The 22394-nt window shown below is 70.4% G+C and carries 23 protein-coding genes; 14 read left to right on the top strand and 9 right to left on the bottom strand.

Annotated features, from left to right (window positions below):
• Positions 1-4: 4 nt before the first annotated feature.
• A complete protein-coding gene (locus KY498_RS12505) occupies positions 5-694 on the top strand; it encodes a response regulator (RefSeq protein WP_191009224.1) in 690 nt (229 codons plus the stop codon).
• Between the two features lie 121 nt (positions 695-815).
• Here KY498_RS12505 and KY498_RS12500 read toward each other — a convergent pair whose 3' ends face one another.
• From KY498_RS12500 to KY498_RS12485, 4 genes are all read right to left on the bottom strand, one after another.
• The gene (locus KY498_RS12500; RefSeq protein ID WP_101307050.1) at positions 816-1778 is read right to left on the bottom strand and encodes an SRPBCC domain-containing protein; all 963 of its coding nucleotides are present in this window, start codon (positions 1776-1778) and stop codon (positions 816-818) included.
• Position 1779: 1 nt separating this feature from the next.
• Positions 1780-2142 (bottom strand): helix-turn-helix transcriptional regulator, encoded by a 363-nt coding sequence (locus tag KY498_RS12495; protein WP_060959087.1) that lies wholly within the window; start codon positions 2140-2142, stop codon positions 1780-1782.
• Positions 2143-2684: 542 nt separating this feature from the next.
• The gene (locus KY498_RS12490; RefSeq protein WP_101307051.1) at positions 2685-3020 is read right to left on the bottom strand and encodes a TraR/DksA C4-type zinc finger protein; all 336 of its coding nucleotides are present in this window, start codon (positions 3018-3020) and stop codon (positions 2685-2687) included.
• On the bottom strand, positions 3017-3412 hold the full coding sequence (locus KY498_RS12485; protein ID WP_191009225.1) for a VOC family protein: 396 nt from the start codon (positions 3410-3412) through the stop codon (positions 3017-3019). The genes KY498_RS12490 and KY498_RS12485 overlap by 4 nt, the downstream gene beginning before the upstream one ends.
• A gap of 108 nt (positions 3413-3520) precedes the next feature.
• On the opposite strand from KY498_RS12485, the gene KY498_RS12480 reads away from it, so the two are divergent.
• Positions 3521-3796, top strand: coding sequence for a hypothetical protein (locus KY498_RS12480; RefSeq protein WP_191009226.1), 276 nt, complete (start codon positions 3521-3523; stop codon positions 3794-3796).
• Positions 3797-3831: 35 nt separating this feature from the next.
• Here the strand turns inward: KY498_RS12480 and KY498_RS12475 are convergent, their stop codons facing one another.
• Positions 3832-4410 (bottom strand): hypothetical protein, encoded by a 579-nt coding sequence (locus tag KY498_RS12475; protein ID WP_191009227.1) that lies wholly within the window; start codon positions 4408-4410, stop codon positions 3832-3834.
• 280 nt (positions 4411-4690) lie between these two features.
• Here KY498_RS12475 and purL point away from each other — a divergent pair, with 280 nt between their 5' ends.
• The 4 genes from purL (at position 4691) to KY498_RS12460 (ending at position 9076) form a co-directional block, all read left to right on the top strand.
• Positions 4691-7027 carry a phosphoribosylformylglycinamidine synthase subunit PurL gene (purL, locus tag KY498_RS12470; protein ID WP_061782386.1) on the top strand — a complete coding sequence of 779 codons (2337 nt, stop codon included), beginning with the start codon at positions 4691-4693 and terminating at the stop codon, positions 7025-7027.
• 4 nt (positions 7028-7031) lie between these two features.
• The gene (locus KY498_RS16550; protein ID WP_255266093.1) at positions 7032-7166 is read left to right on the top strand and encodes a hypothetical protein; all 135 of its coding nucleotides are present in this window, start codon (positions 7032-7034) and stop codon (positions 7164-7166) included.
• Positions 7167-7288: 122 nt separating this feature from the next.
• Complete coding sequence (locus KY498_RS12465) at positions 7289-8275, top strand: hypothetical protein (RefSeq protein ID WP_191009228.1); 987 nt, start codon at positions 7289-7291, stop codon at positions 8273-8275.
• Between the two features lie 42 nt (positions 8276-8317).
• Positions 8318-9076 (top strand): hypothetical protein, encoded by a 759-nt coding sequence (locus KY498_RS12460; RefSeq protein WP_101307061.1) that lies wholly within the window; start codon positions 8318-8320, stop codon positions 9074-9076.
• 10 nt (positions 9077-9086) lie between these two features.
• On the opposite strand, the gene KY498_RS12455 is transcribed toward KY498_RS12460, so the two are convergent.
• The 3 genes from KY498_RS12455 to KY498_RS12445 are packed head-to-tail and all read right to left on the bottom strand — an operon-like array spanning position 9087 to position 12207.
• Entirely contained in the window at positions 9087-9974 is an 888-nt protein-coding gene (locus tag KY498_RS12455) for a glycine betaine ABC transporter substrate-binding protein (protein ID WP_191009229.1), read from the bottom strand.
• Entirely contained in the window at positions 9971-10921 is a 951-nt protein-coding gene (locus KY498_RS12450; RefSeq protein WP_191009230.1) for a proline/glycine betaine ABC transporter permease, read from the bottom strand. The genes KY498_RS12455 and KY498_RS12450 overlap by 4 nt, the downstream gene beginning before the upstream one ends.
• A complete protein-coding gene (locus KY498_RS12445) occupies positions 10921-12207 on the bottom strand; it encodes a glycine betaine/L-proline ABC transporter ATP-binding protein (protein WP_191009231.1) in 1287 nt (428 codons plus the stop codon). Before KY498_RS12445 ends, KY498_RS12450 begins: the two co-directional genes overlap by 1 nt.
• Before the next feature lie 360 nt (positions 12208-12567).
• On the opposite strand from KY498_RS12445, the gene KY498_RS12440 reads away from it, so the two are divergent.
• From KY498_RS12440 to KY498_RS12430, 3 genes are read left to right on the top strand one after another with little or no spacing between them, the layout of a single operon-like run.
• The gene (locus tag KY498_RS12440; protein ID WP_060959654.1) at positions 12568-12996 is read left to right on the top strand and encodes a GntR family transcriptional regulator; all 429 of its coding nucleotides are present in this window, start codon (positions 12568-12570) and stop codon (positions 12994-12996) included.
• Complete coding sequence (locus tag KY498_RS12435) at positions 12993-13892, top strand: ABC transporter ATP-binding protein (RefSeq protein WP_191009232.1); 900 nt, start codon at positions 12993-12995, stop codon at positions 13890-13892. The genes KY498_RS12440 and KY498_RS12435 overlap by 4 nt, the downstream gene beginning before the upstream one ends.
• Positions 13889-14575: a hypothetical protein gene (locus KY498_RS12430; RefSeq protein WP_191009233.1), complete on the top strand. Its 687-nt coding sequence runs from the start codon at positions 13889-13891 to the stop codon at positions 14573-14575. The genes KY498_RS12435 and KY498_RS12430 overlap by 4 nt, the downstream gene beginning before the upstream one ends.
• Positions 14576-14602: 27 nt before the next feature.
• On the opposite strand, the gene KY498_RS12425 is transcribed toward KY498_RS12430, so the two are convergent.
• On the bottom strand, positions 14603-14893 hold the full coding sequence (locus KY498_RS12425; RefSeq protein ID WP_060959651.1) for a chorismate mutase: 291 nt from the start codon (positions 14891-14893) through the stop codon (positions 14603-14605).
• Between the two features lie 63 nt (positions 14894-14956).
• On the opposite strand from KY498_RS12425, the gene KY498_RS12420 reads away from it, so the two are divergent.
• From KY498_RS12420 to KY498_RS12400, 5 genes are all read left to right on the top strand, one after another.
• Positions 14957-16156 (top strand): AI-2E family transporter, encoded by a 1200-nt coding sequence (locus KY498_RS12420; protein ID WP_060959650.1) that lies wholly within the window; start codon positions 14957-14959, stop codon positions 16154-16156.
• A 127-nt stretch (positions 16157-16283) separates the two neighbouring features.
• Entirely contained in the window at positions 16284-19121 is a 2838-nt protein-coding gene (locus tag KY498_RS12415; RefSeq protein ID WP_191009234.1) for a discoidin domain-containing protein, read from the top strand.
• 189 nt (positions 19122-19310) lie between these two features.
• On the top strand, positions 19311-20558 hold the full coding sequence (locus tag KY498_RS12410) for an extracellular solute-binding protein (RefSeq protein ID WP_223848756.1): 1248 nt from the start codon (positions 19311-19313) through the stop codon (positions 20556-20558).
• 52 nt (positions 20559-20610) lie between these two features.
• On the top strand, positions 20611-21489 hold the full coding sequence (locus tag KY498_RS12405) for a carbohydrate ABC transporter permease (protein ID WP_191009235.1): 879 nt from the start codon (positions 20611-20613) through the stop codon (positions 21487-21489).
• A complete protein-coding gene (locus tag KY498_RS12400; protein ID WP_101307067.1) occupies positions 21476-22375 on the top strand; it encodes a carbohydrate ABC transporter permease in 900 nt (299 codons plus the stop codon). Before KY498_RS12405 ends, KY498_RS12400 begins: the two co-directional genes overlap by 14 nt.
• Positions 22376-22394 lie beyond the last annotated feature (19 nt).

Genomic DNA, 22394 nt, shown 5'->3' with positions numbered 1-22394 from the left:
CACCGTGAAGATCCTGGTCGCCGACGACGACCCGCAGCTCGTGCGGGCCCTGCGCATCACCCTCGCCGCACACGGCTATGAGGTCGTCGCCGCCCCCGACGGCGCCGCCGCGATCGCGCTCACGGCGCAGGCCCGGCCCGACATCGTGATGCTCGATCTCGGGATGCCGCGCCTCGACGGCGTCGAGGTGATCCACGCGCTCCGCGGCTGGACCGACGTGCCGATCCTCGTCGTCTCCGGACGCACGGGATCGGCCGACAAGGTCGAGGCGCTGGATGCCGGGGCCGACGACTACGTCACGAAGCCGTTCCAGATCGATGAGCTGCTCGCGCGGCTGCGGGCCCTCGGGAGGCGCCGATCCGGGGGTGCCGCGGCATCCGCCGACGCGCCCGTCGTGCGCTTCGGCGACGTCGAGGTCGACCTCGCCGCGACGCGGGTGGTGCGCGGGGGCGAGGTCGTGCACCTCACGCCCACGGAGTGGCGCATGCTCGAGTTCCTGGCCCGCAACCCCGGCACGCTGGTGACCCGGCAGAACCTGCTGAGGGACATCTGGGGCACCGATCAGGTGGCGGACTCGGGATACCTGCGCCTGTACATGTCGCAGCTGCGCAAGAAGCTCGAACGCGACCCCGCCCACCCGCAGCATCTGCTGACGGAGCAGGGCATGGGCTACCGGCTGGTGCTCGGGGACTGACCCGACCACGCCGTCGCGGCGTGCCACGTTTCGACTCGCTGCGCTCGATCAACGACCGGAGGACGCACCCTTCCCGGTCGTTGAGCGAGGCGCGCAGCGCCGCGTCGAAACGCCCCGACCCTCAGCCCGCGACGACCGCCTCCAGCCGCGCGTACGACGACTCCATGCCGTCGGTCATCCCCGTGGCGAGGATCATGTCGCGCGTCTCCTTGTCGGGGTACTCGATCAGCAGCGTCAGCAACGTCGCGCCATCCTCCTCGTAGAGCTGGAGGTCGTTGAGGTTGGCCGGTCCCGGAACCCCGATCATCCGCTCGGTCGACACCTCGCGCCAGATCGGCTCGCTGAGCACGGTCTCGCTCTCGAAGCCGAACCGGGTCGACTCGTCGTCGCCCTGCTGCCACACGAAGCGGGTGGTCTCGCCGACCTCGCACTCGATCATCTGCCAGCCGTCGGGTCCCAGCAGCCACTGCCGCAGCAGCTCGGGCTCGTGGTGGGCGCGCCACACCAGCTCGCGCGAGCCCTCGATGAGTCGGGTGATGCGCACGTGCTGGTCGGTCAGCAGCTCGGTGCGGGTGCCCTTGCCCTGCGCGTAGGCGCGGAGGTCCTGCAGCACCGCGTCGAGCTGGCTCATCGCGAGGCGCGAACCCTCGATCGCGCCCATCGCGACGACCTGCTCGAGCGCCTCGAGCGAGGTGAAGTAGGTGGTGTTGGTCAGGCGAGAGCCCTCGGCGGTCGCATCGAAGGAGAACAGCATCCGCATCGACGGGAAGCCTTCGAGCTTCTCGCCGTCGTCGCCGACGAACGAGTCGAGCACCTCGAAACTGCGACCGGGCTCGACGTTCAGGACCTCCCACGATCCGGCGGAGCGCTCCCCCCGCGGACTCGTCATGCGGTAGTCCACGCGACCGCCGGGGCGGAGGTCGAACGCGGTGAACGTCGCCGGCCAGCCGGGAGGACCCCAGAACCGCTCGAGCTGCCGCGGGTCGGTGAAGGCCTCCCAGAGCCGGGAGACGGGAGCCGCGGCATCCGCGACGAGGGTCATCGTGAGGTTCTCGGGGTCGGTCGTGATGTCGGTGACGGGCATGTCAGTCTCCTTGCGTGGGACGGGGATCGTGCGGTTCAGCCAGCAGGGCGTCGAGGCGGTCGATGCGCGAGCGCCAGAGGTCTTCGTAGCGGGCGAGCAGCGCCCGGGCGCGGGCGATCATGCGCGGGTCGGCGCGCACGAGGCGCTCGCGTCCCTCGGCGCGCTTGATGACGAGGCCGGCGGCCTCGAGCACGGCGATGTGCTTCTGCACGGCCGCGAACGACATGTCGTAGTCCGCGGCGAGCGCCGACACCGACTGCTCGTCGACGATCGTGCGTCGCAGGATGTCGCGCCGCGTCGCCGCCGCGAGGGCGTGGAACAGGCGGTCGGTCTCATCGTCGCTCAACTCAGTTTGTACAACCATTTGGTTGTACGTTAGGGCAGGGGATGCCGCGTGTCAATGCCCCCTTTTCACAGCCCCGGAGACCACGCCGTCGAACCTCCGCGGATGTCGCGGCGCACACCGACGGCGCCGGCCCTCCGGGCTGCGGACACGAAGCCGCGCCTGCGTCGTCGCGAGCGCCCGTGGCGGCCCGGACTCCTCCACATCGACACGTGGCATGGTCGAATGCGGCTCGGAGACCACCCCGGAGCAGTGGGTGGAGGAGTTGGGGACCCGGCGGCGCGGCGAGTCGGGCAGGCACGGCGACCCGGCGCGCCCGGCCCGTCAGGTGCCGCCGGCTTGCGCGACCCGAACTCCTCCATATCGGCCGCTGGGTCCCGCTCCGCGGCGTTCCTGGACAGCTTCGACCCGCGAATGGAGGAGTTAGGGACACGGCGACCGCGGCGCGGCGGCCCCGGCACGGCACGGCTCGGCACGGCTCGGCACGGCTCGGCGGGCACCGCACGGCGCCGCGGCCCCCGCTACCCGGGCACGGCACCGCGACCCGGGCACGGCGCGGTGCGTCAGGCGGCGCAGGCGATGCAGGTCGTCGCCATGGGGCGCGCCTCGAGCCGGCCGGGAGCGATCGGGGCACCGCACACGACGCAGACGCCGTAGGTCCCGGCATCCACCCGCGCGAGCGCGGCGTCGACCTCCGCCCGCTCGTCGCGCACGGAGCGACGGAGCGCGTCGATGCGCTGCCACTCCCCCGACAGGGTCGAGCCCTCCGGGTCGTGCTCGTCGTCGGCGGTCGCGTCGGACCGGTCGGCGCGCACGGCGACCTCATCGGCGTCGAGCCGGGCGAGCAGCTCGTCGAGCTCCGCGGCGCGAGCCCGCAGGCGCACGACGGGGTCGGTCATCCCTGATAGCCGATGAGCCAGGTCACCCCGAACCGGTCGCGCACCTGTCCGTCGTGATCGCCCCACGGCCGCAGTGCGAGGGCATCGAGAACCTCGCCTCCCTCGGCGAGCGCCGCGAACCACTCCTCGAGCGTCGCCGGATCGGCGGTGCCCAGGAGGGAGAACAGGATGCCGCGGAGTTCGAGGGTCTGCTCGCCGCTCCCGGCATCCGACGCGAAGAGCTCGACCGGACCCTGCAGCATGCCGTGCGCGATGCGGTCGGCGGGCCCGTCGTCGCGACCGAACTCGCCGAAGGTCGAGAGGACGAGTTCGCCGCCGAAGACGTCCCGGTAGAACTCGAGTGCGTCGTGTGCCGTGCCGTCGAAGGAGAGGTACGGGGTGAGTCCGGTCATGGGGGCGAGGATACGTCGAACCCGCGACACGCACGACCCCTCCTGTCAACCCCCGTGCGCGTCGCGCCGACCCGGCGAACAGTGGAGGGCACCACGAAGGAGGACGAGATGACCGATCCGCAGACGTCCGACACGATCGACGGCACGGCCGGCGTCGGCACCGAAGACGCCCCCGAGGGCGTCGAGCCCGACACCGAGGCGCTGACCGCGCCGAGCACCGAGAAGGACCCGGGCGAGGAGCCCCTGGCACCGCACCCGGAGGAACCGCTCGCGCCGAATCCGGAGGAGCCCCTCGCGCCCACTCCGGACGAGCCGACGATGCCGCAGGCGGAGGAGCCCAGCCACCACGCCGTGGGCATCGGCGTGATCGACGACGAGGTCTGACGGCGACTGCGCACCGGTTCCGCGTCGGCCCGGTTTCAGGACCTCAGCCCGCGCCGGGCGGCGACCGCACCGCACCGCCAGCCGGGCGCATCGCCGCCGCGAGGCGGCGCGATCTCGGCGGTGTCGATCCCCGAGCCTTCCAGAAGCCAGGCGACCAGCGAGTTCGAGTTCCACATGTCGCCGATCCCGAACGGATCGCGTCCCCAGACGAAGCGGGGCGCACTGCCCACCCGCGCGATCAGTGCGCCTGCCGCCGCGGGTGAGAGGGCGAGCCGACGGGGCGGCTCCACGGCCCACCGGCGGTCGGGGATGACGCCGTCCTTCCAGCAGCGGATCTCGTAGCGGAAGAGTCGGGAGCCCCCGAGCCGGCGCGATCCCACCGGTCCCTCGGCGACGACGCCGCGGGGGCCCACCGGACCGCCCCAGGCCGGCGTCATCTCGATGACGTATCCGGCCTCTCCGTCGAAGACCTCGAGGGCGGCATGGAAGAGGGGCCGCGGCGCCCGACGCGCCCGGAGGGCGCGCAGCGACTCCCACCAGCGGCTCGTCCGCACCACGACGCGCCCACCCGCCCCGACGGGCAGCCACCACAGGTCGGCGTGGGCTCCGGTCATGAGCGGCGACCGACGCGAGACGGAGACCCCATGCGTCGAGGCTACCGACCCTCGTGATCCGGGCCACGGCCCGAACTCCTCCACCCCGCCGCCGAACCCCGCCGCCGCACCCGGCGGATCGGGCTGTGGCCGCCTCCGACAGGCGCGGATGGAGGAGTTCGGGACACGAGCAGACGCGGAGCGGACCCCGCGGAGCGGGCCACGGGCGCGCGCCCGTGGCGGACAGCGTCCCGGCTAGACTGAGGCCGTCCCCGGCACCCGAGTCTTGGAGTCCCGCCGCGTGAGCACCCCCGCATCCGACAGCAAGGTCGCAGACACTGTCGAGAACGCCGTCCAGACGCCGGAGAAGGAGCAGCCGTACGCGGCACTCGGACTCAAGAGCGACGAGTACGACCAGATCAAGCAGATCCTCGGCCGCCGCCCCACCAGCGGCGAGCTGGCGATGTACTCGGTGATGTGGAGCGAGCACTGCTCGTACAAGTCCTCCAAGATCTACCTGCGCCGGTTCGGGCAGAAGGTCTCCGAGGAGATGAAGGCGCGCCTCATGGTCGGCATGGGCCAGAACGCCGGCGTCGTCGACGTGGGCGAGGGCTGGGCGGTCACCTTCAAAGTCGAGAGCCACAACCACCCCAGCTACATCGAGCCGTTCCAGGGCGCCGCGACCGGCGTCGGCGGCATCGTCCGCGACATCATCTCGATGGGCGCGCGCCCCGTCGCGGTCATGGACCAGCTGCGCTTCGGCGCCATCGACAACCCCGACACGGCCCGCGTCGTGCACGGGGTGGTCAGCGGCATCAGCTTCTACGCGAACTGCCTGGGCCTGCCGAACATCGGCGGCGAGACGGTCTTCGACTCCGTCTACCAGGGCAACCCGCTCGTCAACGCCCTCGCGGTCGGCGTCATGCGCCACGAGGACATCAAGCTCGCCAACGCCACCGGCGCCGGCAACAAGGTCGTCCTCTTCGGCGCCCGCACGGGCGGCGACGGCATCGGCGGCGCATCGATCCTCGCGTCCGACACCTTCGCCGACGGCGGCCCCACCAAGCGGCCGGCCGTGCAGGTTGGCGACCCGTTCGCCGAGAAGGTGCTCATCGAGTGCTGCCTGGAGCTCTACCGCGACGAGCTCGTCGAGGCGATCCAGGACCTCGGCGCCGCCGGCATCTCCTGCGCCACGAGCGAGCTGGCCGCCAACGGCGGCTCGGGCATGCGCGTCGACCTCGAGAACGTGCTGCTGCGCGATCCCACGCTCACGCCGGAGGAGATCCTCATGAGCGAGAGTCAGGAGCGCATGATGGCGATCGTCGCGCCCGAGAAGCTCGACGCGTTCCTGGCCGTCACGGGCAAGTGGGATGTCGAGACGAGCGTGCTCGGCGAGGTCACCGGCGACGGCCGCCTGCAGATCTTCTGGCACGGCGAGCAGATCGTCGACGTCGACCCCTCGACCGTCGCCGTCGACGGCCCGGTCTACGAGCGCCCGGTCGCCTACCCCACCTGGATCGACGCCCTGCGCGACGACTCGGCCTCGGCTCTCGACCGCACCGACGACCCCGCGACCCTGCGCACGCAGTTCCTCGATCTGCTGGGCAGCCCCAACCTCGCCGACACCAGCTGGGTCACCAACCAGTACGACTACTACGTCATGGGCAACACGGCGCTGAGCTTCCCCGATGACGCCGGCATGATCCGCGTCGACGAGGAGAGCGGCCTCGGCTTCGCGATCGCGACCGACTGCAACGGCCGCTTCTGCCAGCTCGACCCGTATGCGGGTGCGCAGCTGGCCCTCGCCGAGGCGTACCGCAACGTCGCCGTCACGGGGGCCGTTCCCACCGCCGTCACCGACTGCCTGAACTTCGGCAGCCCGGAGAACCCCGAGGTCATGTGGCAGTTCGGCCAGGCCGTCGACGGTCTCGCCGACGCGTGCCTCGAGCTCGGCGTCCCGGTCACCGGCGGCAACGTCAGCTTCTACAACCAGACCGGCGACACCCCGATCTTCCCGACGCCGGTGGTGGGCGTGCTGGGCATCATCGACGACGTCGCCCGCCGCATCCCGAGCGGCTGGCAGGATGCCGGCGAGAACATCTATCTGCTGGGTGTCACGGCCACCGAGCTGAGCGGATCGGCGTGGGCCGAGACCGTGCACGGCCACCTCGGCGGACGCCCGCCGGCGGTCGACCTCGCGCAGGAGAAGCGCCTGGCGGAGCTCATCCACGCGGCATCCCAGCAGGAGCTCGTCTCGAGCGCGCACGACCTCTCGTCGGGCGGGCTCGCCCAGGCCCTCGCCGAGGCGGTGACGCGGTTCGGTGTCGGCGCGCGCGTGTGGCTGCGCGAGATCATGGAGCGCGACGGCGTGGATGCCGCGACCGCCCTGTTCAGCGAGTCGACCGGCCGCGTCATCGTGTCGGTGCCGCGCGAGGAGGACGTGAAGTTCCGCGGACTGTGCGAGGGCCGCGGCTACCCGGTGCTGCGCATCGGCGTGACCGACGTCGCGGCGGACGGCGACGAGCCGGCACTCGAGGTGCAGGACGTGTTCACGGTGACCGTCGGCGAGCTGCGCGCCCGCGCGCAGGCCACGCTGCCCGCGGCGTTCGGTCCGACCGTCACCGAGCCCGTAGGCTGAGCGCATGAGCGACGAGGACGAGTACACCGGCATGAACGAGGCGCGCACGCGCCGCACGCGCATCATCGCCTGGGTCACGATCATCGCCCTCATCCTCGTGGGCGGCGGCGCGACGGTGCTCGCCCTGCTCTTCGGCTGAGCCGGCGCGCGGGCTCCTCGGCGCATCGCGCACTCCGCGTCGGATCGAGAGGCCTCGGCCGGTACGGATGCCGCGGCATCCGGTCTGCGAGCGCTCCCAGGCGTTCTCGTTAGGCTGAGGACGTGGATCCGCTCTGGGCGTCTCTCGCCGAGTTCTGGTGGATCGGGCCGACGGTGATCGGCACCGGCACCCTCGGCTGGCTCGGGCTGCGCCGGGAGCGTCGGCAGCGCCACCGCCGCATCGAGCTCGACGCGGCGCGCCTGGAGATGCACGCCGCCCGCCGCGCGGCGACGGCCGCGCGTGCCCGGCACCGGGTGGCGCGCACCGAGCTGGCGCGGGTGCAGGCCGAACAGGCGACGGGGCGCGCCGGTCGCGCGGACGTGATCGCCGCACGGCGCGAGCTCGACCGTGCCGCCGACGAGGCGCGCGCCGCCGCGGCGACCGCGCGCGCCCGACGTGCGCACGTGGCGGCCGCCCGCGCGGCGCTGCCCGCGGCGACGGATGCCGCCGACACCCCCACCGCGCGGCTGCTGGCCACGCACGACGCGATCACGGCGCGATGGATGACCTATGAGACCGATCCCGCGCGGCTGATCGCCTTCCCGGCGATGACCGATGCCCGCCAGCCGCTGACGGCGGCGTTCCTGGCCGTGGAGCGGCGGGCGCGCGAGCGGCGTCCGGCCTCCGCGCAGGCGCGCATCACGCCGCCGCAGTTCGCCGCGTACCGGGATGCCGTGGCGGCCGTCTCCCGCGCATTCGATGCGGCCGAGGCCGACGCCTGGCGGCAGGCGCGGGCGGCGGGCGACGCCCCGGCACGACCGGCGCCCGGCGACCCCGATGCGCCGCGCGCCGGCACGATCGGGATCGCCCCGTGGACGGAGATCGCGCAGAACCTCACCCAGACGGTCACGCACACGGTGATCGCGCGGGGGACGGAGGCGTTCGCCCGCGTGATGGCGACCCGGGGATCGCCGGCGCCGCCCGGCGACGCGGACACGACGCAGAACCCCGAAGACCCACCCCCGGGCGCCGCCGGCCCCGCCCCTTCCGGTCGTCCCGACGCTCCCGGCGGTCCGATCTGGCCCGTGCCGCGACGCCCGCGCGCCTAGGCCTCGCCGCGCAGAGGCCTCCCCGCGCATAGGGTTGAGGCCGTGGACCAGTTCTGGATCTTCGCCCAGCACTATTGGTGGCTGGTGTTCCCCGTTCTCGGCGTCGCGGGCGGCGCACTGCGCCGGTGGGACGTGCTCGCGCAGCGTCGTCACGCGCGTCGGCTGGAGGTCATGAAGGCGAAGGCCGAGCTGAAGACCATCACGGCGTCCACCCGCGTCTCCGGAAGCGACCCCCAGCCCATCACGAAGCCCTCCCCGCTGCCCGATCAGCTGGAGAAGCTGTTCGCGGTCCACGACGACGTGACCGCGCGGTGGTTGGAGTACGAGCTCGATGTGGCCCGCATGATCGCCTTCCCCACCATGAGCGACGGCCGCCAGCCCCTGACCGCGGCGTTCCTGCGTGCCAAGAAGGTCGCCGACCGTCTGCGCCCGCCGTCGGCCGATGCCCGGGTCGGCGCCGACCAGGTCGCCGAGTACCGGGCGGCGGTGACCGACTACGAGGTCGCCTTCGATCTCGCCGAACGCGAGGCCCGACGCGTGCGCGACTCGCAGTTCACCGAGACCGAGCGCAAGCGTCTCGCCACCGCGCAGCAGCTGCTGGCCGTCGCTCTCGACGAGTCCGCGACGCCGGCCGAGCGCCAGGTCGCCTACCGGCGGGTGCGCGAGGAGGTCGACGGCCTGCTGGCCCTGTCCGACGAGGCCGTCGAGATCCTCGAGAACCGCGTGGCCCTCCAGCTCGAGCGTCCGCATCCCGCTTCCGACGACGAACGGGGTCCGGCGAACGCCGGACCCCGTCCCTGACGGTCACGCCTCACGCGGTGAGGCCGTCGACCCATTCCTGGTTGTCGGCGATCCACTGCTTCACGACGGGGCCGTAGTCGTCGCCGCTGTACTGGTTGAACATGGCGTCCTCGAGCGAGGCGAGCTTGTCGCCCGGCATCGAGAAGCCCGAGATCCAGCCGTGCACCTCGGGGTGGTCCTGCGCGAACGAGGTCGCGGCCACCGAGTGGATGCTCTCGGCATCCCCCAGCAGTCCCTTCGGGTCGGCGAGATCCTTCACCGGGAACGCGTTGTACGCCCAGTGCGGCCGCCACAGGGTGACGGCGATGTTCTGCCCGGCATCCGTCGCCTTCTTCAGCTCGGCGAGCATGGCGGGCGTCGACGACTCGACGAGCTGCAGGCCGTCCAGCCCGTAGCCCGGCACGACGTCGTCGCCGGTGATGCGCATGAGTCCGGACCCGGGCTCGATGCCGATGATCCGGCCGCCGAACTGGTCGGATGCCGCGGCGAGCTCGTCGAGCGAGTCGATCGGCGCATCCGCGTTCACGGCGATGGTGAGCCGGGCGTCGTCGTTCCACGCGCCGAGGTCCTCGACCTTGTCGCCGTAGCGCTCCATGTAGTCGGCGTGGGTCGTGGGCAGCCAGGTGTCGAGGACGAGGTCGAAGTCGCCGCGGGCGAGCCCCTGGTACACCGGCGCGACGTCGGCGTACGTGAGCGTCACCTCGTAGCCCTTGTCCTCGAGGATCGACTGCCACAGGTACGACGCGGCGATGCCTTCGTCCCACCCGTTGAACACGGCGATCTCGATCGACTTCGGGTCGGAGGCGGATGCGCCGGCGCCTCCGGCGCATCCGCTCAGGACGAGCGCGGTCGCCGCGGTCAGGGCGATGCCGCCCAGAATGCTCCTGGTGTTCTTCATGCTGACGTCCTCTCCATCCGCGTGCTGTCCGCGGATCGTTCGGTGTCAGCCGCGGACTCTCCGCGGCTGGGGCGGGCGTCGTGCCCGCCGGGTCGGGGGGCGGTGCGGGCACGGCGCGGTACGCGTGGGCGCCCGAGCGCCGAGGTGAGGCGGTCGAGGATCATGGCGATCATCACGACCGACAGCCCGGCCTCGAAGCCGAGGCCCACGTTGATGCGGCCGATGGCGCGGACGATCTCGCCGCCGAGGCCGCCGGCGCCGACCATCCCGGCGATGACGACCATCGAGAGGCTGAGCATGATCACCTGGTTGATGCCGGCCATGATCGACGGCAGCGCGAGCGGGATCTGGATCTGGCGCAGCACGCGCGCCGGGGAGGCCCCGAAGGCGTACCCGGCCTCGACGACCTCGCCGTCCACCCCGCGGATGCCGAGCTCGGTGAGGCGGACGCCGGGTGCGATGGCGAACAGGATCGTGGCGATCATGCCGGGGACCGCCCCGACGCCGAAGAAGATGATCGCCGGGATCAGGTAGACGAAGGCGGGCATCGTCTGCAGGAAGTCGAGCACGGGACGCACGATGCGCGACACGGTGTCGCTCCGCGCCGCCCAGATGCCGACCGGGATCGCGATCACGATCGCCACCAGCGCCGCGACGATCACGAGCGCGAGGGTGTCCATCGCGTTGTCCCACTGGTCGACGGCGACGATGACCAGCAGCCCCAGCGCGGTGCCGAGCGCCAGGCGCCAGCCGCTCACGGCGAAGGCGGCCGCGGCGAGCACCAGGATCAGCAGCCAGAACGGGGGCGCCATGAGCACGGCATCCACCCCGTCGTAGACGGCACCGAGCACGAACGCGACGGCGTCGAAGAGCCCGCGCAGCACGTCGCCGAGCACGTCGACGACGGCCTCGGCCCACTCTCCGACGGGAATGCGCAGCGCCTCCATCAGCGACCCCCTTCCGCCGCGGCGTCGACGAGCGGGGTGAACTCCGCCACCATCTCCAGCGGCGTCTGCACGACCGGCATCTCGCGCGTGGTCGGCGGCACGTTGCCGAGCGCCGCGAGCAGCGTGATGCGCGGGATGACGCCGCGCAGGCGCCCGTCGGCGTCGACCACCGCGAGCGGGACGGTCGCCTCGACGGCGGTCTCGACGATGTCGGTGAGCAGGTCGTCGGGCCCGACGGTCGGCACGTGCGCATCGACGATGCGGCGGAGGTCGGTCTCCCCCGACTTCACGGCGCGGATGACCGCCCGATCCGTCACGACGCCGACCAGACGCCGATTCTCGGTGGCGAACACCGCGCCGGCCTGGTTCTCGCGCATCGCGCGGAGAGCCCCGCGCACGCCCGCGGTGATCGGCGTGGACAGCGTGGGCGGCTCCATGACGGCGGATGCCGTGAGCACCCGCGCCCGGTCGACGTCCTGGACGAACTGGGCGACGTAGTCGTTGGCCGGGTCGGTGAGGATCTCCTCCGGCGTGCCGTTCTGCACGATGCGGCCATCGCGCATGACCGCGATGCGGTCGCCGAGGAACATCGCCTCGTTGAGGTCGTGCGTGATGAACACGATCGTCCGCCCCAGCTCGCGCTGCAGCTCGACGAGCTGCTCCTGCATCTCGCGACGGATGAGGGGGTCAAGGGCGGAGAAGGCCTCGTCCATGAGCAGGATGTCGGTCCCGGCGGTGAGCGCCCGCGCGATGCCGACGCGCTGGCGCATGCCGCCGGACAGCTGGTCCGGAAGCGCGTCCGCGCGATCGCCGAGCCCGACCCGCTCCAGGATGTCGCGGGCCCGCTCGCGGCGCTCCGCCTTTCCGACGCCCTGGATCTCGAGGGCGTAGGCGGCGTTGTCGAGCACGCTGAGGTGCGGCAGCAGCGCGAAGTGCTGGAAGACCATCGACACCGACTCGCGGCGGATGCTGCGCAGCTGCGCGGCGGAGGCCGTCGTCACGTTGCGGCCGTCGATCGTCACCTCGCCGGCGGTGGGGGCGAGCAGGCCGTTGAGCATGCGGATGATCGTCGACTTGCCCGAGCCGGACAGCCCCATGATCACGAAGATCTCGCCGCGGTTCACGGTGAAGCTGGCATCGACGACGGCGGCCGTCCCGGCATCCGCCACGTCGGCGCGGGACTGTCCGGCGCGCAGCCGCGCGACGGCATCCTTCGGATCGCGTCCGAAGACCTTGAACAGATGCCGCGCCTCCAACAGGGGCGCAGCGGAAACAGCGTCGGTCACAGAACACCTCGGCAGCCCGGTGCACAGGCTGCATCGGTCACGCCCGGGTGACGGCCGCTCGCGCTCGTGCTGAACGCTCGGCGCAGGACATCGGGTCCGCGCAAAGGCCGCCGACCGTACGTCCGCCGGTGCCAACGGGCACGACAGCGGTCGCGGACTGGTCTGGGTCATCGACCCCGCAAGGGGCCGTGCTCCACGGTTTCATCCCTGTGAATGCTCACGCAAATTGGACCTTTCGCCGCCGGCTCGCTATCGCGCGTGCGCGCGGGCCCGGCCGCGGGACGCGACGCTTGACGTCCTCGACGTTCTATGGTTACTTAGTCAAGTAACTAACCAAGAAACCGGATGCCGGGAGGTCCCGTGATCGACGAGGGACGCGCACTCTTCGTACAGATCGCCGAGAACGTCGAGGACTCCATCGTGGACGGCAGCCTCGCCGAGGACTCGCGTGCGCCATCGACCAACGAGCTCGCGGCGTTCTACCGCATCAACCCGGCCACGGCCGCGAAAGGGGTGAACATGCTCGTCGAGAAAGGTGTCCTCGTGAAGCGGCGCGGCATCGGGATGTTCGTCGCGATCGGAGCGCGCGAGCAGCTGCGCCTCGAACGCAGGGCCGCGTTCGCCGCACGCTTCATCCAGCCCCTGCTGGCCGAGGCGCGCACGCTCGGCCTCACCCCGGACGAGCTCGCCACCCTCGTCCGCGAGCAGGCCGCCGCACGGCCGGCCTCCGCCGCCCATCCGTCCGCACCAGCCCCGACCGCCCCGTTCCCGGAAGGAGACGCACGATGACCGTCGTCGACGTGACCGATCTCGTCAAGCGCTACAAGGACACCACCGCCCTCGACCGCGTCTCGCTCGCCCTCGAGGAGAACGTCATCTACGGCCTGCTCGGACGCAACGGCGCCGGCAAGACCACGCTGATGTCGATCCTCACGGCGCAGAACTTCGCCACCTCCGGCGACGTGCGCGTGTTCGGGGAGAGCCCCTACGAGAACGCCCGGGTGCTCACCCGCGTCTGCTTCGTGCGGGAGAGCCAGCGCTACCCCGACGACGCCCGACCGGGCCACGCGTTCCGCATGGCACGCATGTTCTTCCCCCACTGGAACCAGGAGCTCGCGGACGACCTCGTGCGCGCGTTCCAGCTGCCGATGAAGACACGGATCAAGAAGCTCTCCCGCGGACAGCTGTCGGCCGTCGGCGTGATCATCGGCCTGGCCTCGCGCGCCGAGCTGACCTTCTTCGACGAGCCCTATCTCGGGCTGGATGCCGTCGCCCGACAGATCTTCTACGACCGCCTCCTCGCCGACTACGTGGAGCACCCCCGCACGATCGTGCTCTCCAGCCACCTCATCGACGAGGTCGCCGACCTCATCGAGCGGGTCATCGTCATCGACCGCGGCCGCATCCTGCTCGACGAGGAGACCGACGGCGTGCGCGGGCGGGCCGCGACGATAGTCGGCGACGCCGACGCGGTGGCCGCCTTCACCGCGGGCCGCGAGGTGCTCCACCGGGAGAGCCTCGGGCGCGTCACCAGCGTCACGGTGCTCGGCGCGCTCGATGCCGACGACCGGGCGCGCCTGGCGGCTTCCGGCCTCGAAGCGGGGCCCGTGTCGCTGCAGCAGCTGATCGTCCGCCTCACCCAGCACCAGGCCGAGAACGCCGCCGCCGAAGGAGCACTCCGATGAACCGTGTCGTCACCGTCGCCCGCATGCAGTTCGTCAACAAGTACACGTTCGTGTGGCTGCCGCTGATCATCCTCGGCGCCACGCTCGTGCTCTCCATCGCGATCTTCGCGATGATCCCGTACGGCGGCGCGAAGTATGGCGGCGGAAGTCAGGCGCCGATCTGGTACTTCTTCGGCCTGGGCATCATGTCGCTGAGCTACACCTTCCCGTTCTCGCAGGCGCTGAGCATCACCCGGCGGGAGTTCTTCTTCGGCACCATGCTGGCCGCCCTCGTGACCGCGGCGATGCTCGGCCTCGTCTTCGCCGTCGGCGGCGCCGTCGAACGGGCCACGGGCGGCTGGGGGGTGAACGGCTACTTCTTCTCGCTCGACTGGATCTGGACGGCGGGCGCGATCGGCGCCGGCGTGTTCTTCGGCGTCACGGCGATGCTGCTGTTCATCCTGGGGTTCTGGGGAGCCACGATCTACCGGCGGTACGGCGCCCTCGGCCTCACCGTGGCCCTCGTCACGGTCGGCCTGCTGCTGGTCGCCGCGCTGTGGCTCGTCGCCCGCCTGGAGGCCTGGGCCGCGGTCGGCGCCTGGCTCACCGCGCTGGGGCCGATGGGCCTCACGGGCGTGCTGGCGGTCGCGGGGGTCGCGGTGGGGGCGGCGTCGTTCGCGACTCTCCGCCGCGCCATCCCCTGAGCCGTCGGGACGCGACGCCGGGCGGCGTCAGTCCGCGGCGCCCGCCGCCGTGTGATGGCGGATGACCTCCGCGACGACGAAGTTGAACCACTTCTCCGCGAACTCGGGGTCGAGGTCGGCGTCGAGCGCGAGGCGGCGCAGACGCGCGATCTGCTGCTCTTCGCGGGCGGGGTCGGATGCCGGCATCCGGTGCTCCGCTTTGAGCACACCGACCTGCTGCGTGGAGCGGAAGCGCTCGGCCAGCAGGAAGATGAGTGCGGCGTCGATGTTGTCGATGCTGGCACGCAGGCGCTGCAGGTGCGCGGCGGCGTCGGTCATGTGCTCCCTTTCGTCTCCGCCGACCTTACCGGCTCCGCCGCCGCGCAGCCTTAGAGTGTGACCATGGCAGTAGGCACCGACGAGCCCGGCAAGCGTTCACTTCTGCGGCGCGCGAAGACGCAGACGACGCCCGACGTCGACGAGGGCGGCCGGCCGCCGGCCGCGTCCTCCGCGGAGTCCGGCACGCCGCCCGTGGCACGATCCGGACGGCAGGTCTGGACCACGATCAACCGCCCCTTCGTCGCCGGCTTCTTCCTCACGTTCGGCGGGTTGGTCGCGATCCTCCTCGGCCTCGCCGTCAGCAGCCTCGTGACCGTCTGGATCTACGTCGCCTTCGCCCTGTTCGTGGCGCTCGGCCTCAACCCCGTCGTGCAGCGTCTGCAGCGTCACGGCGTCGCGCGCGCCTGGGCCATCGTCATCGTCTACTTCGCCTTCGCGGTCCTGATCACCGCGGTGGTGTGGCTGATCGTCCCGACGGTCGTCCGCCAGATCAGCCAGTTCATCACCGACCTGCCGACGCTCGTCTCGTCGTTCCAGCAGACGGAGCTGTACGCCTGGGTGCGCGAGCAGTTCGGCGACCAGGTGCCGGTGATCCTCTCCGAGGTGCAGAGGTTCCTGACCGATCCGGGGCACATCGCGGCCATCGGCGGCGGCGTCCTGCAGATCGGCATCTCGATCGGCACGACCCTCTCCGGCATCATCATCATCGTCGTGCTGAGCCTGTACTTCCTGGCCTCGCTGCCCGAGATCAAGCAGGCGTTCTACCGCATGGTCCCCGCGCGCAGCCGCGAGCTGGCGGCGGATCTCACCGAGCAGATCACCGAGTCCGTCGGCGGATACCTGGGCGGAATGGTCGTGCTCGCGTTCTTCAACGCGGTGGTCAGCTTCATCCTCTACACGGTGCTCGGACTGCCGTTCCCCGCCCTCATGGCGGTCGTGGCCTTCTGCCTGACGATCATCCCGCTGGTCGGAACGGTGCTCTTCTGGGGCATCGCCTCGATCGTCGCCCTGTTCGCCAGCCCGCTGTCCGCGCTGATCTTCGCCCTCGCCTACCTCGTGTACATGCAGCTCGAGGCATACGTGCTGACGCCGAAGGTCATGAACAAGGCGATCGCGGTCCCCGGGGCGCTCGTCGTCATCGGCGCGCTCGTGGGCGGCACGCTGATGGGCCTGCTCGGCGCTCTGGTCGCGATCCCCGTGACGGCGTCGATCCTGCTCATCATCAAGAAGGTCTTCATCCCGAAACAGGATGCCGCCATCTGAGGCCCCTGTAATTCTGAAGCCCCTGTAATTGCTGGGCTTATTTTAAGTCCTTGACAAAGTAGATGTCGGCTCGCGATGCTGACCAGCGACGGAACCAGTGGGTGTTCCGCGCTGATCAAGGAGGATCGTGAAACGACATGTTCTCGCCGCGCTGGTCACAGCCGCGGCCGTGGCGGCGACCGCCGTCCTACCCGTGACGGCGGCGCACGCCGCCGCCCTCACCTCCGCCGACTTCCTCAAAGCCAGCGGCAACGTGCTGAAGAAGTCCTCGGGCACGGGCGCCGCCGTGAACCTCCGGGGCACGAACATCGGTGGATGGCTCACCCAGGAGGACTGGATGTCGCCGCTGGGCGAGTTCGCCGCCGACCGCACCGGCTGGACCGCGACGGCCTCGGCGGGCACCCCCGCGAACGCGCTGGACGGATCGGGCACGAGCCGATGGACGACCGGAGCGAACCAAGCCGGCGGCGAGTGGATCCGCCTCGACCTGGGGGCGGCCACCCTCTTCAACCGGCTCACGATCGACAACACGGCCAATGGCGGCCAGTGGCCGCGGGCGCTCACCGTCGAGACCTCGTCGAACGGCTCGACGTGGACGAGCGTGGCGAACCAGCCCGGAGCGGACGGTCTCACCACGGTGAAGTTCAGCCCGCAGGTGGCGCGGTACGTGAGGGTCACGCAGACCGGCACCGCCGCGGCGCCGTGGTCGGTCGGTGAGATCAACCTCTACAGCGACCCGGTGCTGTTCAACGGCACGCACACGGCCACCGCGACCTCCAGCGCCCCCGGCACGAACGCCCAGATGACGCTCGACGGCAACGTCTCCACCGTGTGGCAGAGCGGCGCCCCGCAGGCGCCCGGACAGTCCCTGACGGTCGACCTCGGCCGCAACGTCGACATGGACAAGGTGCTGTTCGACGCCGGCGCGGCCACGGCGAACGACTATCCCCGGGTGTACGACGTGTTCACGTCGTACGACAACGCGAGCTGGACGAAGGTGGCGAGCGGCTACGGCGCGAACCGCGTCGTGCAGGCCGACTTCCAGGGCACCAAGAACGGCCGCTACCTGCGGATCACGTCCAACGGCACCTCGTCGCAGTGGTGGTCGGTCGCGGAGATCGCGATCTCGAGCGGGACCTCGCTCGACCGCGGCGGGTGGGCCGTCACCTCGTCGGTGGGCGCCTCCCCCGCGAACATGCTCGACGGCACCACCTCGACACGGTGGAGCAGCGGCGCCGCGCAGGCACCGGGACAGTCGGTGACGGTGGACATGGGCGCGCTCATCACCCTCAACAACGTCACGACCGACACGGCCAAGAACACCACCGACGAGGACGACTGGCCGCGCGGCTACACGCTCCAGCTGTCGCGAGACGGGTCGAGCTGGAGCACCGTGGCCACCGGCGCGGGAACCAAGAAGGCCTCGACCATCGGGTTCACGGCGCAAGCGGCGCGCTACTTCCGGCTCACCCAGACCGCAAGCGCGGGCAACTGGTGGTCGATCGGCGAGCTCACCGCCGGTCTCTACAACGACGACTACTCGCTGACCAACACGATGACCGCGCGCTTCGGCGCCACCACCACGGCCTCCGTCGTCGGCACGCACCAGGACACCTGGTTCACGGCGAACGACCTCGACGCGATCCAGGCCACGGGGATGAACTTCATCCGCGTGCCGATCGGGTGGAACGTGTTCCTGAACCTCGACGGCACCTGGAAGTCCAACCCCTGGTCGAAGATCGACTGGGTCGTGAACGAGGCGGCATCCCGCGGGATCTACGTGCTCATCGACCTGCACACGGTTCCCGGCGGCGGCTGCCCGTGGGGCTCCTGCGGTCGCATCGGCCCGAATCCCAACGGGTTCTGGGGCAGCGCCACGTATCAGAACTGGGTGGAGGACATCTGGAAGAAGATCGCGACGCGCTACAACGGCAACCCCGCTGTCGCCGGCTACGACCTCATCAACGAGCCGCTGATCGACTACAACGAAGACAGCGACGACGTGGCCCAGAAGAGCGACTACTACAACCGGCTGTACACCGCGGTGCGCGCCATCGATGCGGATCACGCGATCTTCCTCGGCGCGTTCTTCGGCCTGGACAAGCTGGCGTCGCCGTCGACCTACGGGTGGACGAACGTCGTCTACGAGTACCACCCGTACGACATGCCGAACTCGAAGGACTGGACGGCGCAGAACCAGCTCGTGACGAACGAGCTGGGCGGACTGGCCGCGAAGCTCTCGAATCCCGGCGTGCCCATCCTCTACGGCGAATACTCGCTGTACTACAACGACGACGTCTGGGCACGGTTCATGGCCGGCCTCAACGCCTCGCAGGTGTCGTGGTCGAACTGGTCGTACAAGGTCAAGGGATCGGCGGAGGACGGCTTCGCGTACTGGGGCATGTACTACGACGATCGCAAGCCGGTGCCGGTCATCAACAGTGACGACGCGGCGACCTACCAGTCGAAGCTGTCGCAGTTCGGCACGGCCAACTTCACGCAGAACGCGCGCTTCGTCGCCACCATCGCGAAGTACGCCGGCGGCCTGTCGAGCTTCGCCCCGGTCGCCGTGAGCCACTCGGGCTGGACGGCGACGGCATCCACGACCGCGGCCGGCAGCACAGCCGGCGCGGGGATCGACGGTGCGAACGGCACCTCGTGGAAGAGCGGTCAGGCCATGGCCGGCGGGGAGTGGTACCGCATCGACATGGGTGCGACCCGCACGGTCGCGATGGTGACGGTGCAGACCGACAGCGGATCGACGTGGGACTACCCGCGCGGGTTCACCGTCGAGACCTCGCTCGACGGGTCGACGTGGTCGACGGCCGCGACCGGCATCGCGTACGGCTGGAAACGCCCGATCTCGATCGCACCGACGAGCGCCCGCTACATCCGGATCACGCAGACCGGAGTCGCGCCGCAGTGGTGGTCGATCGACGAGGTGACGGTGTACTCGTCCTACTGAGCACGATCGGCGCAGGGGGTCGCGATGGCTGCGGCCCCCTGCGTCGTGTGCGGCGGATCTCCTCTTGCCGCCAGATCCGACATGCCTTAATCTAAGGCTTAGAGAAAGGACGAAGGAGTCTCTTCCCGTCCTCTCGCCGCCGAGTCCCGACTCGGCACCGCACCTCCTGCACCCCGAAAGGACCTCTCGATGAAGAGAATGCGCTGGCTCGCCCTGGGCACCGCCGCCCTGACCGCAGCCACCCTCGCCGGATGCTCGTCATCCGCACCCGGCGACGGCGGCACCACCACCACGGAGCTGACCGTCTGGGTCATGGGCGACAGCTCCGCCCACTTCGACGCGCTCGTCAAGCCGTTCGAAGACAAGACGGGCATCGACGTGAAGACCGTCGCCATCCCGTGGGACAGCGTCGACCAGAAGTTCACGACGGCGGTCGCCTCGGGCGACGGGCCGGACGTACTGCAGATCGGGCTCTCCAAGCTGCGCACCTACGCCGACAGCGGGGCGCTGCTCACCCTCGACGAGGCGACCCTCTCCGGCCACGAGAACCTCGCGGCATCCCGCTTCGTCGACGGGGTCGCCGGAGACGCGACCGCCATCGGCGGAAAGGTCGTGTCGGTGCCGTGGGTGTCGGACACCCGCGTGCTGTTCTACCGCAGCGACATCCTCGAGGCGGCGGGCATCAGCACCCCGCCCGCCACCTGGGACCAGCTGCGCGCCGACGCGAAGACCCTGGCCGGTCGTGGCGACGGATCGTACGGGTACTACATCCCCCAGTGGGACAGCGCCCTCCCGGTCATCATGACGTGGGATCAGGGCGGCGACATCGTCGACGGCCAGGGGAAGATCGACTTCGACACCCCCGCCTTCGGCAAGGCCGTGGACCTGTACACCGGGCTGTACGCCGACAAGAGCGTGCCGACGAACAGCGACTTCGACCAGACGCAGGGCTTCATCACGGGAAGCACGCCCATGCTCGTCAGCGGCCCCTACCTCGCGGCCGCCATCTCGCAGTCGGCGCCGGAGCTGGCCGGCAAGTGGAACGTCACCACCGTGCCCTCGGGGGCGAAGGACACGTCGCTGCTCGCCGGCTCGAACCTCGGCGTCTGGGGCTCCACGAAGAACAAGGACGGCGCGCTCCAGCTGCTCGACTACCTGTCGCAGCCCGACGTGCAGGTGAGCTGGTACCAGTCCGACGGCCAGCTGCCGACCGTGAAGGCGGCGCTCACCGACAGCGCGCTGACCAGCGACCCGATGGTCTCCGTCTACACGAAGCAGCTCGCGTCCTCGCGCCTGCTGCCGCTCGTGCCGAACTGGGACGGCGAGACGGGGAAGGCGCTGCTCGACGCGCTGAACTCGATCGTGCTCACCGGGGCGAACCGCGATGAGGCGCTGACGACGCTGTTCACCACCACCGCCGGGACCCCCGCGAACTGAGCTCCGGGGGTGCGCGGCGACCCGATCGCCGCGCACCCCCGGCCCTGAGGCCATGAAGAACCGCATCGTCCCCTATACGTTCATCGCTCCGGCGATGCTCCTGCTCATCGTCTTCGGCATCCTGCCTATCGCCGTGGCGCTCCTCGTGAGCTTCACCGACATGAACCTCGCCGGTCTCGGCAACTGGTCGCGCATCCAGTTCATCGGCGCCGACAACTACACCGCGCTGTTCGCCGACCCCGACTTCTGGCAGGCCCTCGGAAACACGGCCCTCTTCGCGGTCGTCGGCGTGCCGAGCGTGATCGTGCTGTCTCTGGCGATCGCGCTCGCGCTCAACCGGTCGCAGGGGCGCTTCTTCCGCGCCCTGCGCTCGTTCTACTTCGTGCCCGCCATCACCGCGATCGTGGCCGTCGCCCTCGTCTGGGGCTACCTCTACAACACGCAGTTCGGGCTCTTCAACTATCTGCTCTCGCTCGTCGGCCTGCCCCCGGTCCCCTGGCTCTCCGATCCCACCGTGGTGAAGTTCTCCGTCGGGCTCGTCGCCGTCTGGCGCGGTCTGGGGCTGAACGTGATCATCTTCCTCGCCGCCCTGCAGGGCGTGCCGAAGGAGTACCTGGAGGCGGCGGCGATCGACGGCGCGTCCGGGCTGCGACGCATCTTCTCGATCGTCCTCCCGCTGCTGCGCTTCGCCATCGTCTTCGTCACGATCACCACCGTCATCGCCTGGCTGCAGTTCTTCGACGAGCCCTTCGTGCTCACCAAGGGCGGCCCGCTCGGCTCCTCGACCTCCATCGCGCTCTTCCTCTACCAGAAGGGCTTCTCGTCGAGCCAGTTCGGCTACGCGAGTGCGGGCTCGGTCGTCCTGGTCGCCATCATCGCGACCATCACCATCGTCCAGCTGCGTCTGAGGAGGTCCGATGTCGACCACTGAGCTCGTCACCCGCGGCGGCCGCCGCCTCGCCTCGCATCCGTCCGCGTCGCGCGTCGGGCGCCCGGGACGGCGCCGCGGACGCACCGGCACCATCGTGATCGGCGCGCTGCTGACCGTCGGCGCGCTGATCACCGCGTTCCCGTTCCTGTGGATGATCTTCGCCTCCGTGAAGCCGCGCAGCGAGTCCGTCGCGTTCCCCCCGCAGCTGCTGCCGCGCAATCCGACGCTCGAGTACTTCATCCAGCTCTTCACCGAGCTGGACTTCGGGCGCTACCTCCTGAACACTCTGCTCATCGTCGTCATCTGCATGGTCGGTCTGCTGCTCATGGCGGCGGCCGGCTACGGCTTCGCCAAGTTCGACTTCCCCGGCAGGGATGCCCTGTTCTTCCTCGTGCTGGTCACGATGATGATCCCGGGTCAGGTCACGATGATCCCGAGCTACCTCATCCTCAACGGGATGAAACTCACCAACACACTCATCGGCATCGCGCTGCCGATGCTGGTGTCGGGCTTCGCCGTGTTCCTCTTCCGTCAGTTCATGGCCACGATCCCGACGGAGATCCTCGAAGCGGCGCGGATGGACGGCGCGGGCGAATGGCGCATCTTCTTCCGGATCATCCTGCCCATGTCGGGACCGATCCTCGCCGTCCAGGTGGTCCTCACCTTCATCGCCGGGTGGAACAGCTTCCTCTGGCCGCTGATCATCGCCAACGACCAGGGCCTGTACACGCTCTCGGTGGGCATCTCGCTGCTCAACCAGCAGATCTCCACCAACCCGTCGCTCCAGATGGCGGCCTCGACGCTGATGGTCGTGCCCATCCTCATCGTCTTCGTCGTCTTCCAGCGCTACGTCGTCCAAGGGTTCGCCCTGTCCGGCCTGAAATGAGGCCCCGCCCGTGAGGAAC

It is taken from the genome of Microbacterium sp. PAMC21962, assembly GCF_019443465.1.
Taxonomy (GTDB): Bacteria; Actinomycetota; Actinomycetes; order Actinomycetales; family Microbacteriaceae; genus Microbacterium; species Microbacterium hominis.
Note: the sequence above shows the minus strand (reverse complement) of the source record. Positions and strands in the feature narration are given on the sequence as shown.

Excerpts from the sequence above, each read along its gene's own strand:
- KY498_RS12500 (WP_101307050.1), bottom strand. The coding sequence starts at position 1,778 with ATGCCCGTCACCGACATCACGACCGACCCCGAGAACCTCACGATGACC.
- KY498_RS12485 (WP_191009225.1), bottom strand. The coding sequence starts at position 3,412 with ATGACCGGACTCACCCCGTACCTCTCCTTCGACGGCACGGCACACGAC.
- KY498_RS12435 (WP_191009232.1), top strand. The coding sequence starts at position 12,993 with ATGACCGTCGTCGACGTGACCGATCTCGTCAAGCGCTACAAGGACACC.
- KY498_RS12405 (WP_191009235.1), top strand. The coding sequence starts at position 20,611 with ATGAAGAACCGCATCGTCCCCTATACGTTCATCGCTCCGGCGATGCTC.
- KY498_RS12455 (WP_191009229.1), bottom strand. The coding sequence starts at position 9,974 with ATGAAGAACACCAGGAGCATTCTGGGCGGCATCGCCCTGACCGCGGCG.
- KY498_RS12420 (WP_060959650.1), top strand. The coding sequence starts at position 14,957 with ATGGCAGTAGGCACCGACGAGCCCGGCAAGCGTTCACTTCTGCGGCGC.
- KY498_RS12425 (WP_060959651.1), bottom strand. The coding sequence starts at position 14,893 with ATGACCGACGCCGCCGCGCACCTGCAGCGCCTGCGTGCCAGCATCGAC.
- KY498_RS12450 (WP_191009230.1), bottom strand. The coding sequence starts at position 10,921 with ATGGAGGCGCTGCGCATTCCCGTCGGAGAGTGGGCCGAGGCCGTCGTC.
- KY498_RS12400 (WP_101307067.1), top strand. The coding sequence starts at position 21,476 with ATGTCGACCACTGAGCTCGTCACCCGCGGCGGCCGCCGCCTCGCCTCG.
- KY498_RS12430 (WP_191009233.1), top strand. The coding sequence starts at position 13,889 with ATGAACCGTGTCGTCACCGTCGCCCGCATGCAGTTCGTCAACAAGTAC.
- KY498_RS16550 (WP_255266093.1), top strand. The coding sequence starts at position 7,032 with ATGAGCGACGAGGACGAGTACACCGGCATGAACGAGGCGCGCACGCGC.
- KY498_RS12475 (WP_191009227.1), bottom strand. The coding sequence starts at position 4,410 with ATGACCGGAGCCCACGCCGACCTGTGGTGGCTGCCCGTCGGGGCGGGT.
- KY498_RS12410 (WP_223848756.1), top strand. The coding sequence starts at position 19,311 with ATGAAGAGAATGCGCTGGCTCGCCCTGGGCACCGCCGCCCTGACCGCA.
- KY498_RS12480 (WP_191009226.1), top strand. The coding sequence starts at position 3,521 with ATGACCGATCCGCAGACGTCCGACACGATCGACGGCACGGCCGGCGTC.
- KY498_RS12495 (WP_060959087.1), bottom strand. The coding sequence starts at position 2,142 with ATGGTTGTACAAACTGAGTTGAGCGACGATGAGACCGACCGCCTGTTC.
- KY498_RS12490 (WP_101307051.1), bottom strand. The coding sequence starts at position 3,020 with ATGACCGACCCCGTCGTGCGCCTGCGGGCTCGCGCCGCGGAGCTCGAC.